Genomic DNA, 14,779 nt, shown 5'->3' with positions numbered 1-14,779 from the left:
TGAAAGGCGCTGACGAGACGTCAGCTTGTGTTCTGGGTCGGTGCGGGTAAACACGTCCCCCCCGCGACCTCGAGCACCAATTGTGCGTTATCGAGCCCGTCGAGATCCGCGCATGAGCGACAATACGCTTCGGGCGATCCCCTCTAACCTCGGCAGCGCCACCGCAAGAGAGCCAAGGCGGTCGCCGGTGACATTCTGACGAAATTGCTCCCTGCCTGCTAGGGCGACAGTACACGCGATCTTCGGGGTCTGGCAGTTCTGATGGTCGTATTCGCCACCGGCGGCCGACGGCGTCCGTCATGCCGGCAACCGCCCTTGCGCGTCGCATATCCGCTGCTTTTACAGCCCTTGCCTCAATGATCTTTGACCATCGTCAATGCTGCTGGCCCGCATTCCGGTCACGCTCTCGGTTTGAAGAGGAAGCGCTCATGGGGACGGTTACAGACAGGCGAATGAACGACAACAACCGATCGGCGCCGAACCTTGCCGACTATGAATCTGTCCGCCAAGGCTTTGTCTGGCCGACGCCGGAGGAAGCTTTCAGTCGCCGCGCTGACGCACCCGGCTGCTTCAATATCGGCTACGAAGCGACCGATCGCCATGTCGCCGCCGGACGTGGCCGGCGTGTTGCCCTGCGCTCGATCGCTGCGAACGGTCTGGCGACGACATTGACCTATGCAAGGCTTGCAGAAGACAGTGCCCGATTTGCCAATGTGCTCGCCGATCTGGGGATTGTGGCGGGCGACCGCGTCTTTACCCTTCTCGGTCGCGTGCCTGCTCTTTACATCGCTGCCCTCGGGACCTGGAAAAGAGGTGCCGTGTTCAGCCCTCTCTTCTCCGCCTTCGGCCCGGAGCCGATCAAAGCGCGCATGCAGATCGCCGAGGCCAAAGCGCTGGTCACCACCGCACGGTTCTTCGAGCGTAAGGTCAAGCCGGTTCTCGCCGACCTGCCGAGCCTAAAGACGATCATCCTGGTCTGCGGCGGCGATGGCGGGGTGGATTTCGATGCGGCGCTCGCCGGACGACCGACAACCTGCCACATCGCTCCGACCCGCGCAGACGATCTCGCCGTCATTCATTTCACCAGCGGCACCACGGGCCGGCCGAAGGGAGCGATGCATGTGCACGGTGCGGCTGTCGCGCACAAGCTGACGGCGGCCTACGCACTGGACCTGAAACCGGATGACATCTTCTGGTGCACGGCCGACCCTGGTTGGGTAACGGGCACCTCCTACGGAATCATCGCGCCACTCTTGATCGGCTGCACACTCGTCTCCGACGAGGAGGAATTCGACGCTGAAAGGTGGTACGGCAATCTCGAGCGAGATAGGGTGACCGTCTGGTACACGGCACCAACCGCGGTCCGCATGCTTATGAAAGCTGGCGACGACCTGCCGCGGCGCTACGACCTCAGCCGTTTACGGCTGATCGCCAGCGTCGGCGAGCCACTCAACCCACAGGCGGTGATCTGGGGTCGTGATGTCTTGAAGCGCCCGATCCACGACAACTGGTGGCAGACCGAGACAGGCGGCATCATGATTTCCAATTTTCTCTCGATGCCGATCAGACCAGGCTCGATGGGCCGGCCGGTTCCGGGGATCGAAGCGGCCGTGGTCAGACGCGAGGCGTCCGGGGCGATGACCTTCGTCGAAACGCCTAATGAGCAGGGCGAACTGGCGCTGAAGGCGGGATGGCCCTCGATGTTCACCGGCTACCTCCACGAGGAGAAGCGCTATCGCCAGTGCTTCGTCGATGGCTGGTACCTGACCGGCGACCTCGTCAGGCGCGACGCCGACGGCTATTACTGGTTCGTCGGCCGCGCCGACGACGTCATCAAATCGGCCGGGCATCTGATCGGACCTTTCGAGGTCGAAAGTGCATTGTTGGAGCATCCCGCCGTCGCGGAGGCCGGCGTGATAGGCATACCGGATCCGGTTGCAATGGAAGTGGTCAAGGCGTTCGTGGCGCTGCGCCCCGGCCACACCACCGACGAGAGCTTGCGCAAGGATCTGCTCGCCCACGCCCGCAAGCGGCTTGGGCCTGCCGTTGCGCCCCGCTATATCGAGTTCTGCAAGAGCCTTCCGAAGACCCGCTCCGGAAAGGTGATGCGGCGGCTCTTGAAGGCCCGCGAACTCGGCCTGCCCGAGGGTGATACCTCAATGCTCGAGGTGGAAAAATGAGGAACATCGCTGACGACCGCGTCCACCTGACCCGCGAGCATGCCGTCGAGCTCTTGCGCCAGATGACCCGCGTCCGTCGTTTCGAGGAAAAGTGTGCCGAACTCTACACGCAGGAGAAGATCCGTGGCTTCCTGCACCTCTATATCGGCGAGGAGGCGAATGCCGTCGGCGTGATCTCGACGCTTACGGGAGATGAAGCAATCGTCGCGACCTATCGGGAGCATGGGCATGCCCTGGTCCGCGGCCTGCCGATGAACGAGGTGATGGCCGAAATGTTCGGCAAGGCGGTGGGCTCCAGTCGGGGCCGCGGCGGTTCCATGCACATCTTCTCGGCCCACCATCGCTTTTTCGGCGGCAACGCGATCGTCGCCGGCGGACTGCCGCTTGCCGTCGGCCTTGCGCTCGCCGACAAGATGTTGGGGATCGAACGGGCGACCTGCTGCTTTTTCGGCGAGGGAGCGGCCGCGGAAGGCGAGTTCCACGAGTCCCTGAACCTCGCAGCCCTCTGGCATCTGCCGGTGCTGTTCGTCTGCGAGAACAATTTCTATGCCATGGGCACGGCGCTCGCCCGGTCGCAGTCCAATCCTTCCATCAGCGCACGCGCTGCCGTTTATGGCATCGCGTCGGAGGCGGTCGACGGGATGAACGTCGTGGACGTCGAAGCTGCGGCGCGCCGTGCCGTGCACGCGGTGCGCCGTGGCGAGGGGCCACGTTTCATCGAGACCAAAACCTATCGCTTCCGCGCGCATTCGATGTTCGATCCGGATCTCTATCGCGAGAAAGCCGAAATCGAGACCTGGAAGAAGCGGGACCCAATGGTGCTGTTCGCTGACTGGGCCCTATCTGCCGCGCTCCTTAACTTGGACGACCGGGAAGCGATCGAGGCGGACGTCGCACAGGAAATCGAAGCGGCCGTGGCATTCGCCGAAGCTGCGGATTTTGAACCCGTCGAGGACCTGATGAAGGACGTCGTCTCTCCACCGTCGGAGTATATCCGATGACGAATAGTCGCCTGACTTATCGCGAAGCCGTGCGTGAAGCGTTGCGCGAGGCGCTTGCCAGAGACAAGCGCGTCTTTCTCATGGGCGAGGATGTCAACCGCTACGGCGGCGCCTATGCCTGCTCACTCGGCCTGCCGGCGGAGTTCGGCGACGAGCGCGTTCGCGATGCGCCACTCTCGGAATCGGCCTTCGTCGGCGCAGGTATCGGGGCCGCGCTTGGCGGTATGCGGCCGATCGTCGAAATCATGACGATCAATTTCAGCTTGCTGGCGCTCGACCAGATCGTCAACAGCGCTGCAACGCTCCGGCATATGTCGGGCGGGCAGTTCTCCGTGCCCATCGTCATCCGCATGGCGACCGGCGCCGGACGCCAGTTAGCGGCGCAGCACTCTCATAGTCTGGAGGGATGGTACGGTCACATCCCCGGCATCCGGGTTCTCGCGCCGGCGACAGTCGCGGACGCCCGCCGCATGCTCTGGCCTGCCCTTGAGGACCCGGACCCCGTGATCATCATGGAACATGCTACGCTTTACAATGACGAAGACGAACTCCCCGCGGACGGAGACATGTCTGTCGACATCACCAAGGCGGCGACGCGCCGCCAGGGCTCGGATGTGACCGTCATCGCCCACAGTGCCTGCGTCAAGAAGGCGCTGAACGCGGCCGAGATGCTTGTCGGCGAAGGCATTGACTGCGAGGTGATCGACCTCAGGATCCTGCGGCCGCTCGATGATGAGACGATCATCGCGTCGGTCAGGAAAACGCACCGCGCCGTCGTCGTCGACGAAGCCTGGCGCAGCGGCAGCCTTGCGGCGGAAATTTCCAGTCGGATCACGGAGCAGGCCTTCTACGATCTCGACGCTCCGGTGGAGCGGGTCTGCGGCGCCGAGGTGCCGATCCCCTATCCGAAGCACCTCGAACAGGCGGCACTTCCCCAGCCGCAATCAATCGCCGCTGCCGTCAGGAAGGCAATGCGACGATGATCGAGTTCAAGATGCCGTCGCTCGGCGCCGACATGGAGGCCGCAACGCTTGTCGAGTGGTTCAAGCAGCCGGGCGATCGCGTCGAGCGCGGCGATATCATCGCGCTCGTCGAGACGCAGAAGGGCGCGATCGAGATTGAGGTCTTCAACGAGGGTGTCATCGGCGAGCAGCGGGTTCAGCCGGGACGAAAGGTTCCTGTCGGCACCGTGCTTGCGACGATCCTCAGCCCTGCGAAAGAACCACCATCTCGTCCCGCCGCGACAACTACCGAGGCGATCGAACCGAAGGCGCCAGAGCGGCGGGTGAGCATTGGAGAGACGCCGGCCCTGGCCGCACCGCCCCGCTTGCGCATCACGCCCGCGGCGCGCCGGCGTTCCGCCGACCTCGGCATATCGCCGGAGCGATTGTCCCCTGGCCCCGACGGTATCATCGGCCTCGAACAGGTGCCCTCCGGTGTCGAACGAGAACCCGGCCTGGAAAGGGCCCCGCGCAGCCGCGGAGCAGGCCTCGACCTCGACGAGATGCGCAAGGCGATCGGCGCCGCCATGGTCCGCTCCCATCGCGATATTCCGCATTACTGGGTCGTGCATGCGATCGACGCCACACCCGTCTTCGAATGGCTGGAGAAGCAGAACGCCCTTCGTCCGATCGAAAGACGGCTCCTTTACGTCGCACCGCTGATGAGGGCGGTGGCACTGGCGATGAAGCAAGTGCCCGAGCTCAACGGCCATTATGAGGAAGGTGTCTTCCGGCCGTCGCCGGCCGTCCATATGGGGCTTGCGACCGCCTTACGCGGCGGCGGACTGATCGCGCCGGCGATTCGCGACGCGGATTCGAAAAGCGTCGACGAACTGATGAGCGCGATTGCCGACCTCGTGCCCCGCGCCCGGCTCGGCCGGCTGCGCAGTTCCGAGATGACCGACGGCACCGTCACTCTGAGCAATCTCGGCGAGGGAAATGCCGACAGCGTCTTTCCGCTGATCTACCCGCCACAGGTCGCGATTGTCGGCTGTGGCGCGGCAACCCTGCGCCCCTGGATCGCCGGCGACGTTGTGGCCGTTCGCCGGGTGGTCCACGTGACGCTCGGTGGCGATCATAGGGTGAGCCACGGCCGGCACGCAGCCCAATTCCTCACCCGCCTGTCCGAACTCCTTGCACATCCGGAGGCCCTATGACCGATGCCGAACTCTCCGACCTCGTGGCGAGGTCCCTCTATGCAGTTGCTCCGGATATCGAAGGCGAGCCCATTGATCCGAACAAGTCGTTTCGTGCGCAATTCGAGATCGACTCGATAGACTTCTTGAACTTCGTCATAAGCCTTCACCAGGCGACAGGCGTCGAGATCCTCGAACGGGACTATCCGGACCTGCAAACGCTGTCCGGCGCCGTTGCATTTCTCCGGCAGAGGCTTCCGTAGCTCGGCTCCTTGTGCAGGCGGCAAATCGCGGCCGCGCCACCCTACGACGCCTTATGGACTTCTGGCGAAACGGACCCTGACAATCCATTTACGCAGCTCCTCACCAGCCAACATGGCCGCCGCAAACGGTCCGGCGAACAGCCATGCCTGCCATCCCAAAGGTGCGGTGCCGAAGAGGGCATTGCCCGGCTGCGTGTAGACGACGGCGAGGATCATCGCGAACTCAAAGGCGATCCCGACGAAGATCAATGGATTTGCGAAGGGTGCTCGGGCAAATAGGGAAGTCCGTTCGTCCCGGCACAGAAACACGTTGACGATTTGGAGAAGGACGATGGCTACTAGGCATGCTGTTGTGGCTTGAAGATAAAGGGGCGCGCCAGCCGTCAACTGCTCGCCAAACGACCAGTCGCCTTGCCAGAGGACAAAGGAAAATGCCGCCACTCCGGCTGCCGCCTCGAACAGACCGAGGAACCCGTAGGCGCGCAGAAGCAAACGATGATCCAGCAGCCGTTCCGTACGCGAGCGCGGCGGCCTGTGCATGACGTCAGCACACGGCTTTTCCGCTCCCAGCGCGAGCGCGGGCACCAAATCGGTGCCCAGATCCACAGCCAGGATCTGAATGATGGTTAGCGGCAGCGGAATGCCAAAGAGAACGAAGGCGAGATAAGGGACAAATTCGGCGATGTTCGATGTGAGCACATAGGTTAGAAATTTGCGGACATTGTCGAAGACCGCACGGCCCTCCTCGATGGCATCGACAATGCTGACGAAGTTGTCATCGACGAGGATCATGTCGGCCGCTTCGCGGGCGACATCGCTTCCGGTACGGCCCATGGCAATGCCTATGTCCGCCTCTTTGAGCGCCGGCGCGTCGTTCACGCCGTCGCCGGTCACCGCCGTAACATGCCCCTTGGCTTTCAGAGCGCGAACGAGGCGCAGTTTCTGATCGGCGGCGAGACGCGCAAAGATGAGACGCGGTGCATCGAGTGCGGTCCGCAGTTGAGATTCGGACAAGTGGTGTAGACGCTCGCCGGTAATCACCCGCGGAATCTCCTCTTCGCCTACTAGCCCGATCTGACGGCCGATGGCGATGGTGGTATCGGGATGATCGCCTGTCGCGATGACGATCTTGATGCCCGCCTGCAGAGCGCTCCGCACGGCTTCAGCGACGCCCTTGCGCGGGGGGTCTTCGAAAGCGACCAGCCCGAGAAAGACGAGGCTCGCCTCATTCGTCGGCAAGGGCGCTTCGGCCGGCAGACGCCGGTAGGCAAGGGCGAGCAGACGCAAGCCCTGTTTTGCCAAAGCTTCCTCCGCCTCCTTAAGGCGCTGGCGCAAGTTCCGCGTCAAAGGCGCTACCCGTCCATGGGCCTCCAAGTGCGTGCAGAGGGGGAGCACCGTTTCGGGAGCGCCCTTCGTGTACATAAACGTCCCATCAGCCATCTCGTGGAGGGTCGACATGCGCTTCCGGTCGGCATCGAAGGGAATCTCACTGACGAGCGAAACGCCGGCCGAAGCAGATCCCGTTCGTTCCGCCATCTCGACCAGAGCCACTTCCATGGGATCGCCCAGCCACCCACCGTCCGTTGCCCACTGGACTGTCTGGCATCGTCGTGAAACTTCGCAGAGCAGGCGGTCCGCCGTATACTGCTCCGGCTGGAGATCCGCCGGGTGGGCAGCCGCTAATGTTCGCGACAGGAAGAGCTCCCTGACGGCCATACGGTTTTCAGTCAGTGTTCCTGTCTTGTCGGTGCAGATGACCGTGACCGCCCCAAGTGTCTCAGTGGCTGGGAGATGGCGAACAAGTACCTTTCGGCGTGCCATCCGTCGGGCTCCCATCGCCAACGTCAGCGTGATCGTGGGCAGGAGCCCCTCAGGAACGTTCGCCACAATCGTGCCGATGCCGAACATCGATGCCTGCCAGACCGATAGCCCTGACTCAAATCCGATACCAAAGAAGGCCAAGCCGAGCCCGAACGCAAGCACGGCGATCACACGGCTCACGGAATCGACTTCGTCCAGTAGCGGCGAACGGTCCTCTGTCCCGCCCTGTGCCAGTCGCGCGATCTTGCCGAACTCGGTGTGCGAGCCGGTGGCGAAGACGACGGCGACGCCATCTCCGGCAAGGACGGACGTGCCGGCAAACAGGGCGTTGGTGCTGTGCAGGATATCCGATGCATCGGAGGGAGCGGCAGAACGGCCGAGCGGCATCGCTTCGCCGGTCAAGGTGGCATTGCTGATGCGCAGTGCAAACGCCTCGATCAGGCGGCAATCTGCCGGCACCCGATCACCCTGCCCAACCACGATGACATCCCCAGGCACCAATTCCTCGGCGGGCACGGTGGCGACACCTTCCCCGCGCATCACGTTGACCTGCGCCGGAAGCAGCTTCGCCAGCTCCGACAGTGTCCGTTCGGCTCGAAACTCTTGCCAGAAGGCAAAGAGCCCGTTCACGAGGATAACGCCGACAATCGCATTGCCCAGCGTCGCCATTCCGAGTCCTGGCTCGATCAGGTGCGCGACAAAAGCGATCCCCGCGGCAAACCACAGCAAAAGCGCGAACAGATGCGTGAGGGTTTCGAGCGCACGTTTATGAAGAGGCTTGCCGCGGACCCTTTCGACCGCGTTGGGTCCATACTCCGCCAAGCGTCTCGTAGCCTCCTTCGAAGATAGCCCGGCTCGACTGGTCCCAAGGCTTGCAAGGACCTCGTCGGCGGTTGCGCGATACACGTTCATTGGCCAAGTCCCGGAACGACCCGAAGGGCGCTACAGAGGGGCTGAGGTGCCGGTTTCGAGCCTCCCAGCTTCCACCAATTGATATGCTTCTCGAAAAGAGGCCATGCATGCGGGCACTCACGATGCCATCGTGCCGTAACGCGAAGCTCCAGGTAGCACCCATACATCACTACACTCCCCCGTTCCGGTGTCGGTCCATCGCTGGTGGCGGAAGCCTCAGCCTCTCCCTCGGAAAGTCATGGTCTTCTTCCTGTTGCGGAAGATTTCCTGTACGGCAGCGAGTTCGTCCATGCGGCCCATTTCATAGGCTTGCTGGCAAATCCGCCGCATCTCATCAGCAAGGACATAGGGATCGGAAGAGAAGCTCTCCGGCAGCTGGATCGGGGTCCTTGTGCCGCCACCGATCTGTTCAATCCAAATCTCGTGAGCCATGGTCAATCTCCGATCAACATTATCCGCTAGTTTCGCCTGGGTGACGCCTCAATCGCATCGAGCAACCTATTGCCGATCTTGACCCTTCGAAATCGGTGCGATTGGCGGCAATCGTGTAGCGCAACAGAACGGCTTCGAGATAATCGACATACAGGACGGCCCTTTGCCGGTTGGAGATTCGGCTCGTCGCCCGCAGCACGAGCTGCTTTCCGGCAAAGAGATCAATTGGCGCATCAACTGCCAGAAGCGCGCGAAGCTGTATGACAGCGGCGGTTGACGAAACATCGCGCATGGTAACCCTCATCCGCGGTTCGTTGGTCTACGAGTGGAACAAGCGTGATCCCGCGCGAAACGTCGATCACGACGACAGTCACGGCGCCCACATGCACACTGCCCTTCAACGAAGGTGGGCAAACTGACATCTTGGTTACATAGATAGCACCGTACGTCGATTTCGCATTGATACGTCTCAAAGTCGGACCTTGATTTACCTCCACTCCGACATCGCTGCCCGTTCAACCGAGTGGCAGATGTGCTGGTTGTCGAAACGCGCAAGGCCATGGAGTTTTACGCCGACCGACGCTGGAATCTCGACGGCGACGAGGCAAGGCTTGAGCGGGTCGGCACTGAATATATCGAGTTAGAATCCGCCGACGATATCGCCTCGGGAGATCACCGGGAATGATCATCATCCCCGGCTTGTTGTTCGTGGGCAGCGAGCGCAATCGCGAAGCGCCTTAGCGCCCTTCCGGCGCCCTCGCCACGTTCCTGCCCTCCATCGAATCCCGAACCAGTCCCCCGAGAAAACGCGCAACCGGAGCGATATTCTGCTGCACGCTCGCCTGTTCCAGCGCCGCCGTATAGGCATCTCGCCGCTGCACCGGGATCACTGTCCACGGATACCCGCTCGCCGCCAGCATGACATTCATCAGGAAGCGCCCCATGCGGCCGTTCCCGTCCATGTAAGGGTGGATATAAACGAAGATGAAATGTCCCAGCGCCACGCGGACTGCAGCATCCTCCTCCTGCTCCAGCATCTCGAAGAACACCGGCATGGCATCGCGCACCGCATGGGGCGCGAGCGGCACATGCATCGAGTTGCGGATATAGACCTGGCCGTCGCGGTATCCGGCAAGGCTCGCAGCTGGAATGAGGCCCGCGCTCACGCTTGGCGCAAACATCTGCCTGTACCATTCGCCATGGTCGCGGTCGGCGACCGCGCCGGGGTTCTCATTTACGAGGACGGCGCGAACGCTTTGCTTGACCGCCTGAAAGGCCTGCCAGTAGCCGCGCGCCGCCAGGGCGTTGCTGAGTTCGCGGTCGCCGGCATCGCCATCGGGGTTCCAGGCCCCGCCGCGCACACGCTCGATCAGATCGACGCTGACCCGGTAGCCCTCTATCGAGAGGGAGTGGTAGGCATCGGTGGTATATGTCTCATCGACGCGCGCGAGATAGCGATCGATGTCATTGGGGCGGCCTGGCGCGCGCGGAAACTCCTCGATTACCGCTCCGCGCATCAGGCCCCACATCAGCCGGATGCGGCCGGCATAGGGAGAAGTTTCCCGGCGGGGCAGCGCAAGATCGATGCGCTCATCGAAGGGGTCCCGCTCCCTGACCGTGTAACCGGCCGCCTTCATCGTCCTGAGAATATCATCGGCAATGCGCTCGCGCCCCACATTGCGAAACGCGCCCGCGAGCCGTCCGGCGATCACGCTGTGGTCCCCGCGCAGCAATATCTCCAGCACGCCGGAGGCATCGGTGACCATCGCAAGCGCGGTTCGCGCATCGATCGGGTTTTGCCTGAATACCGTTGGCGAGCAAGCAACAAGGGCGGCCGGCAGCGAGAACAGGATCAGCCCGTCGCGCTCTTCGCGCGCGCCGCCTTCCGGCAGGCTCGCCCTGACATCGAAAACTGAATTGTTATGCGCGAGCGAGGTCGCCCGGTTCCTCGCCTTTGGCGAGCGCACGAGAAGCTGCGCCGGCACGGCGCGGTTGCCGGCATGAAAGGAGAGCGATTGCTCGGGCGAGAGGCTCCACTCGCTGCCAAAACGCTCGCGCAGATAAGCCGCGCAAAAATCCCAGAACGAAGCGTACCAGGCGGTCGTCTCCCCTGCCTCGTCGGGCCTGCCCGGAATGTACCAGCCTTTCATGACCTCTTGCAGAAAGCCGTTCTTGAGCAGGCGTTCGCGGTGTGTGCGGGTGAGGTCGGCGGCGCGGATTGCGACCGCGCCGCGATCCTGAAGCGCCTTGAGCGCCTCCAGCGATTCCGCAAGTTTTTGCTGCGGGCTTGCCATGAGCGGGCCGTCCTCTCCTATAGAAGTTAGCTTTTCGTGCAAGACGCTCCTTAGCTTATTAAGCTATACAGTTCTTAGCCTATTCTGTCGAATGGATTTTAGCTTATTTTACAAAATATGCCGCGAACGTTCCGGGACGCCATACACAAGACTGGCAATTTGCCACGCCTATTTCGATCAGATGTTCGACGAACCGCCTCGCAAGATTGGGAACGTTAATCTGGGCTTTGGCTGTTGTTGGCAAGCTGCGCTCCATCGCGGATGCCCAAAGGGTCAAGACATTGATCCCGGAATAGGTCTCGCCGTTAAAGCGGAGCGGGCGCGACACCGGGCCTGCGGCGTGGCTTGAATTCCAGGGCTGCGCTTGACCATGTCCTTCACATCGATCTCAAAATCGTAGGGAAAGTTCCTCACCGGTTCGCGCTAGACATCCTTCGGATAGTAGAGGTGCAGGTCGAACTCCTGATCGCGGACGAACTGTTCCTGAACGGCCTCGACACTGTGGCGCGGACTGGGGAACTTCACCTCTGTGTTTTTAAGGGACAAATCGAACAGTGCGATCGCCTCGCTTGGGCTGGGCCTGACGGGCGAGGCCGAATCCGGCAACGCCGCCTTCCGCGTCCAGATCGCATCCATCGTCACGTTGACGACGACGTCGTCGGGCGCGCCAAACTGGAAGAGTCCCGGCCAGTGCACGCGAAATCCCGCAACAATCTCGGAAACCTCGCCCTCGTCAAAGGCGACGTGGGTTGCCATCGCCGCGCGCGGATTGACCTGTTTGAACAGATAGCCCGTCGCGTAGTGGGGCGTGTGCGCCGAATCGATCGTCATGTTGGTCATGATCGGCGGCATGCCGTATTTCAGCGTGGTCAGCCGCGTCTCGGTGACGAACACATCGACGCCCTTCGCGAGCATCGCCGTCAGCGCATCGGGCTTGCCGTCACCGGTCCAGACGAAGGAAAGCCCGTTCCAGTCCAGCCGGTGGGCAGAGGCTCCATCCTTCGTGTCCTCGACCTCATAGCCATCGCCGATCGGAAAGCTGTTGAAACTGTCCGTATGCCAGTGGGTCATGATCTTCATGCCGTCGATCATGGCTCTGGTTCCATCCTTCGGCGTGCGGCCGGAGGGACCATGCACACGCAACAGCTTCCATCGGCCCATCCACGGCGCGAAGCCGAAGAGATAGGGCAGGTCGGCGTAGTGATCGATGTGCAGGTGGGTCAGAAGATGTCGTTGACCGTCTGGAACGGCACCTGTGGAATCGGCGTGCTGCCGCGGCGAGTTCCTCCGTTCCAGGAAAATAGGTGTTGTTGTTCTTCAGGCTCGGCGTCGGCTGGTAGTAAGGCGGATAAGTAAGACCCGTGCCGGGGCCGCCACCGTAGGGGTTGCGAGCCTCTGGGCCCTGGGCGTCCTGTGCTGAAGCCGTGCCTGGCACCGCCGCCGCCGCCAGGGTGGCAGCCGCCGCGTTGCCTATGGTCTTGAAGAACTCGCGGCGCCCGGCGAGCGTCGCTCGATTATGATCTATCTAGAGGGTTTTGCATCGTCATCGTCGTCCATGGCATGCCCCCGTACAGGACATCAAGAACGCGTAAGTGAGCGCGGCAGGGCCGAGGCCATGCACCCTGTCAATGCAGCAGCATCAGGCGGCTCAATAGCAGGTCGTCACCGCGCGGCCGTAGGCATCGTAGACGGTCCGGCAGCCGGTCGTCGCCGCCGCGCCCACGGCAACGGTTCGGCGTGTCGTTCGCCTTGCCACGCCTGCGTAGCTCATCGGAGTTGCCGGCCGGCCGACGCGCGCCTCGGCCTTGCCGATCCAGGTCTCGGGGTTCGACATTGAGGCGTTGTCGGCCACGAACAGAGCGCTGAGGCCAACCATGCCAGCGATCATCGTTTTCGTGATGTTCATTGTTGCGCTCCTTCTGTCGCGGCAGGCGGCACCTCGTCCAGAGCCGAAAGGTCCTTGATCTCCACCTTCTTGCCCGCGCCATCCGCCTTGAATTCAAACGCCGCGGCCTCGATTGCCTCGCCCGGCTTCCAATCCCGGATCTCGACCGTGTATTGCGGCGCGCCGGTCACCGACTTGCTGGTGATCACCATTTTGCAGGGGATCGGTTCAGGCCCTGTCCTGACCCAGAGCTGCCAGTCGGTTTCCGCGTTCCTGAAGGCGAGGTGTTCGCACTCGACCCCATCGATGACGCCCTGGCCGATGTATTTTGCGGCCAGCACGTCTTCGCTCAAGGCGGTATAGACATCGCTTAAGAGCAGATCAGCACCCGGCGCGCCGATACCGAACTCATGGCGCATCCGATCGACCAGGGCATCAATCGTCCCGCCGGCGCTCGCCTGCGCATATTCCTTCTTGTCGATGTCATGGATCGTCAGCGTGGTCCCGTCGAAGATCATCTCCACGGCCGCATAACCGCCAAGACGCTCCACTCTCAGTTTGTCGGGACGCTTCACCTGCAAGGTCGTCGAACTGTCGAACTGGATCTTCTCAAGCTCTGGCGTGATCACCTCGATGCTCGAGTTGAACCTCGCCGAGATCGTCGATTGCCTTGCCAGATAGTCCGACATCGACTTGAGAACGGCTTTGGGATCGACTTCGCTGCCGTTCGCAAACGAGGGCGCGATCACTGCGCTTGACAGGCCCAAGGCGATGATTGCCCTGCGACACGCCCGCAGGCCCAAGAGCTCTGATCCCAGATATGGTAGTCGGATATCCATCAGTCTTCTCCTTCGTCCGGGCAAAAAACCAACCATCGATGCCGTCTTCGCCTTAGAAACGGATCGAACATGCTCGATCGGGTAGCGTGGTCGACGCGAGCAATATGTTCAGGGAGTCTGGAGCAGCAGCGCCGATATTGTGCGCTCTCGCCAGTTCGATTGACAAAAGGGCTTTCAGTAATGCCACGGCAAGACCACATTCTCCTTCCCCTCCAAAGGAAATGCCGTGGAGTCGCTTCTTGACAACCCCAATTTCGGCTCCGCGCCAGACGCGAGTTGCGTCGCGAATCCGAACCACTCTTCAACCAAAGGTATCGCGAAAAATTAGAATGCCAACCGGTATTTCCGACTTTTCTAATCTAGCTGCTCGCCGATATCATCGACATTGACGTGGATCAATTCGACAGGACTTCCCGCCTATATTTTCATGGCCGCATAGACGCCGAATAACTTTGCGTGTTTCGCCATGTTGAGGTCAGAACGAGAAGAGTACGTTCATGGTCATCGTGCCGGTCGAGCTTGGTAACGATCAGAACATCGCCGGACTCCAGCTTCTACATGAGCCGGCGAAGCATGGTGGGATCAGGCGACAGCCATGCCGGACGACGAAAGGGAGATCGCCAAGCATTATGCGCTCGACCGGTCAGGTCTCGACCTGGTCATGCGGCAGAACCGGCCACACAATCGCCTGGGGCTCGCCTGCGTTCTGGCGATGCTTCGCTACCCCGACCGACCGCTCGCAGATAGCGGGATCCTCCCGCATGGTGTCCTGAAATATCTGGCGCGGCAGATCGGTGTCGATCATCGTGAGATTCACAAGTTTTTCGAGCGGCCGCGGACGAGACGCGGAACGTCGCAAGGCGGTTCACGCCGGAGAGGGATACGTTTCTGTCTTCGATATGGGAACAGGGAATCACGCTCACAAGGATGCGTCAATTGAGGGTCCAGCTTTGTGCTAGTTGTGTGCAAGGACATTTTGAATGCAAAATGGGCTGCGAGGAGCCCCTCGATGGAT

General features: G+C 61.8%; 15 protein-coding genes. 8 read left to right on the top strand and 7 right to left on the bottom strand.

Annotated features, from left to right (window positions below; translation table 11 throughout):
• Positions 1-428 precede the first annotated feature (428 nt).
• From acsA to BHMPCIPO_RS00305, 5 genes are read left to right on the top strand one after another with little or no spacing between them, the layout of a single operon-like run.
• Entirely contained in the window at positions 429-2,180 is a 1,752-nt protein-coding gene (gene acsA / locus BHMPCIPO_RS00325; protein WP_246304213.1) for an acetate--CoA ligase, read from the top strand.
• Positions 2,177-3,181, top strand: a complete 1,005-nt coding sequence (gene pdhA, locus BHMPCIPO_RS00320) for a pyruvate dehydrogenase (acetyl-transferring) E1 component subunit alpha (protein WP_173514926.1) — start codon at positions 2,177-2,179, stop codon at positions 3,179-3,181. Before acsA ends, pdhA begins: the two co-directional genes overlap by 4 nt.
• Positions 3,178-4,164: an alpha-ketoacid dehydrogenase subunit beta gene (locus BHMPCIPO_RS00315; RefSeq protein ID WP_173514925.1), complete on the top strand. Its 987-nt coding sequence runs from the start codon at positions 3,178-3,180 to the stop codon at positions 4,162-4,164. Before pdhA ends, BHMPCIPO_RS00315 begins: the two co-directional genes overlap by 4 nt.
• Positions 4,161-5,339 (top strand): dihydrolipoamide acetyltransferase family protein, encoded by a 1,179-nt coding sequence (locus tag BHMPCIPO_RS00310; protein WP_173514924.1) that lies wholly within the window; start codon positions 4,161-4,163, stop codon positions 5,337-5,339. Before BHMPCIPO_RS00315 ends, BHMPCIPO_RS00310 begins: the two co-directional genes overlap by 4 nt.
• Positions 5,336-5,581, top strand: coding sequence for an acyl carrier protein (locus BHMPCIPO_RS00305; RefSeq protein WP_173514923.1), 246 nt, complete (start codon positions 5,336-5,338; stop codon positions 5,579-5,581). Before BHMPCIPO_RS00310 ends, BHMPCIPO_RS00305 begins: the two co-directional genes overlap by 4 nt.
• 51 nt (positions 5,582-5,632) lie before the next feature.
• Here BHMPCIPO_RS00305 and BHMPCIPO_RS00300 read toward each other — a convergent pair whose 3' ends face one another.
• Both BHMPCIPO_RS00300 and BHMPCIPO_RS00295 read right to left on the bottom strand, forming a co-directional pair.
• The gene (locus BHMPCIPO_RS00300; protein WP_173514922.1) at positions 5,633-8,314 is read right to left on the bottom strand and encodes a cation-translocating P-type ATPase; all 2,682 of its coding nucleotides are present in this window, start codon (positions 8,312-8,314) and stop codon (positions 5,633-5,635) included.
• 216 nt (positions 8,315-8,530) lie between these two features.
• A complete protein-coding gene (locus BHMPCIPO_RS00295; protein WP_173514921.1) occupies positions 8,531-8,746 on the bottom strand; it encodes a hypothetical protein in 216 nt (71 codons plus the stop codon).
• 532 nt (positions 8,747-9,278) lie between these two features.
• Between BHMPCIPO_RS00295 and BHMPCIPO_RS00290 the strand changes: the two genes are divergently transcribed.
• On the top strand, positions 9,279-9,431 hold the full coding sequence (locus BHMPCIPO_RS00290) for a hypothetical protein (RefSeq protein WP_173514872.1): 153 nt from the start codon (positions 9,279-9,281) through the stop codon (positions 9,429-9,431).
• A gap of 52 nt (positions 9,432-9,483) precedes the next feature.
• Here the strand turns inward: BHMPCIPO_RS00290 and BHMPCIPO_RS00285 are convergent, their stop codons facing one another.
• The 3 genes from BHMPCIPO_RS00285 to BHMPCIPO_RS00275 form a co-directional block, all read right to left on the bottom strand.
• Positions 9,484-11,040 (bottom strand): Fic family protein, encoded by a 1,557-nt coding sequence (locus tag BHMPCIPO_RS00285; protein ID WP_173514920.1) that lies wholly within the window; start codon positions 11,038-11,040, stop codon positions 9,484-9,486.
• A gap of 103 nt (positions 11,041-11,143) precedes the next feature.
• Positions 11,144-11,368, bottom strand: coding sequence for an ArdC-like ssDNA-binding domain-containing protein (locus BHMPCIPO_RS33755; protein WP_376741609.1), 225 nt, complete (start codon positions 11,366-11,368; stop codon positions 11,144-11,146).
• A 95-nt stretch (positions 11,369-11,463) separates the two neighbouring features.
• Entirely contained in the window at positions 11,464-12,132 is a 669-nt protein-coding gene (locus BHMPCIPO_RS00275; protein WP_173514919.1) for a hypothetical protein, read from the bottom strand.
• Between the two features lie 39 nt (positions 12,133-12,171).
• Here BHMPCIPO_RS00275 and BHMPCIPO_RS00270 point away from each other — a divergent pair, with 39 nt between their 5' ends.
• Positions 12,172-12,396: a hypothetical protein gene (locus BHMPCIPO_RS00270; protein WP_173514918.1), complete on the top strand. Its 225-nt coding sequence runs from the start codon at positions 12,172-12,174 to the stop codon at positions 12,394-12,396.
• A 292-nt stretch (positions 12,397-12,688) separates the two neighbouring features.
• Here the strand turns inward: BHMPCIPO_RS00270 and BHMPCIPO_RS00265 are convergent, their stop codons facing one another.
• Both BHMPCIPO_RS00265 and BHMPCIPO_RS00260 read right to left on the bottom strand, forming a co-directional pair.
• Positions 12,689-12,946, bottom strand: coding sequence for a hypothetical protein (locus tag BHMPCIPO_RS00265; RefSeq protein ID WP_312032930.1), 258 nt, complete (start codon positions 12,944-12,946; stop codon positions 12,689-12,691).
• Positions 12,943-13,764 carry a DUF2092 domain-containing protein gene (locus tag BHMPCIPO_RS00260; protein ID WP_246304212.1) on the bottom strand — a complete coding sequence of 274 codons (822 nt, stop codon included), beginning with the start codon at positions 13,762-13,764 and terminating at the stop codon, positions 12,943-12,945. The genes BHMPCIPO_RS00265 and BHMPCIPO_RS00260 overlap by 4 nt, the downstream gene beginning before the upstream one ends.
• A 595-nt stretch (positions 13,765-14,359) precedes the next feature.
• Here BHMPCIPO_RS00260 and BHMPCIPO_RS00255 point away from each other — a divergent pair.
• Entirely contained in the window at positions 14,360-14,704 is a 345-nt protein-coding gene (locus tag BHMPCIPO_RS00255; protein WP_246304211.1) for a DUF4158 domain-containing protein, read from the top strand.
• Positions 14,705-14,779 lie beyond the last annotated feature (75 nt).

Origin of the sequence: Ensifer sesbaniae, assembly GCF_013283665.1 — a bacterium.
Lineage (GTDB): Bacteria > Pseudomonadota > Alphaproteobacteria > Rhizobiales > Rhizobiaceae > Ensifer > Ensifer sesbaniae.
Note: the sequence above shows the minus strand (reverse complement) of the source record. Positions and strands in the feature narration are given on the sequence as shown.

Coding starts and splice junctions, on each gene's coding strand:
- acsA (WP_246304213.1), top strand. CDS start 429: ATGGGGACGGTTACAGACAGGCGAATGAACGACAACAACCGATCGGCG.
- BHMPCIPO_RS00305 (WP_173514923.1), top strand. CDS start 5,336: ATGACCGATGCCGAACTCTCCGACCTCGTGGCGAGGTCCCTCTATGCA.
- BHMPCIPO_RS00285 (WP_173514920.1), bottom strand. CDS start 11,040: ATGGCAAGCCCGCAGCAAAAACTTGCGGAATCGCTGGAGGCGCTCAAG.
- pdhA (WP_173514926.1), top strand. CDS start 2,177: ATGAGGAACATCGCTGACGACCGCGTCCACCTGACCCGCGAGCATGCC.
- BHMPCIPO_RS00300 (WP_173514922.1), bottom strand. CDS start 8,314: ATGAACGTGTATCGCGCAACCGCCGACGAGGTCCTTGCAAGCCTTGGG.
- BHMPCIPO_RS00270 (WP_173514918.1), top strand. CDS start 12,172: ATGCACACGCAACAGCTTCCATCGGCCCATCCACGGCGCGAAGCCGAA.
- BHMPCIPO_RS00295 (WP_173514921.1), bottom strand. CDS start 8,746: ATGGCTCACGAGATTTGGATTGAACAGATCGGTGGCGGCACAAGGACC.
- BHMPCIPO_RS00275 (WP_173514919.1), bottom strand. CDS start 12,132: ATGATCGACGGCATGAAGATCATGACCCACTGGCATACGGACAGTTTC.
- BHMPCIPO_RS00265 (WP_312032930.1), bottom strand. CDS start 12,946: ATGAACATCACGAAAACGATGATCGCTGGCATGGTTGGCCTCAGCGCT.
- BHMPCIPO_RS00310 (WP_173514924.1), top strand. CDS start 4,161: ATGATCGAGTTCAAGATGCCGTCGCTCGGCGCCGACATGGAGGCCGCA.
- BHMPCIPO_RS00260 (WP_246304212.1), bottom strand. CDS start 13,764: ATGGATATCCGACTACCATATCTGGGATCAGAGCTCTTGGGCCTGCGG.
- BHMPCIPO_RS00315 (WP_173514925.1), top strand. CDS start 3,178: ATGACGAATAGTCGCCTGACTTATCGCGAAGCCGTGCGTGAAGCGTTG.
- BHMPCIPO_RS00255 (WP_246304211.1), top strand. CDS start 14,360: ATGCCGGACGACGAAAGGGAGATCGCCAAGCATTATGCGCTCGACCGG.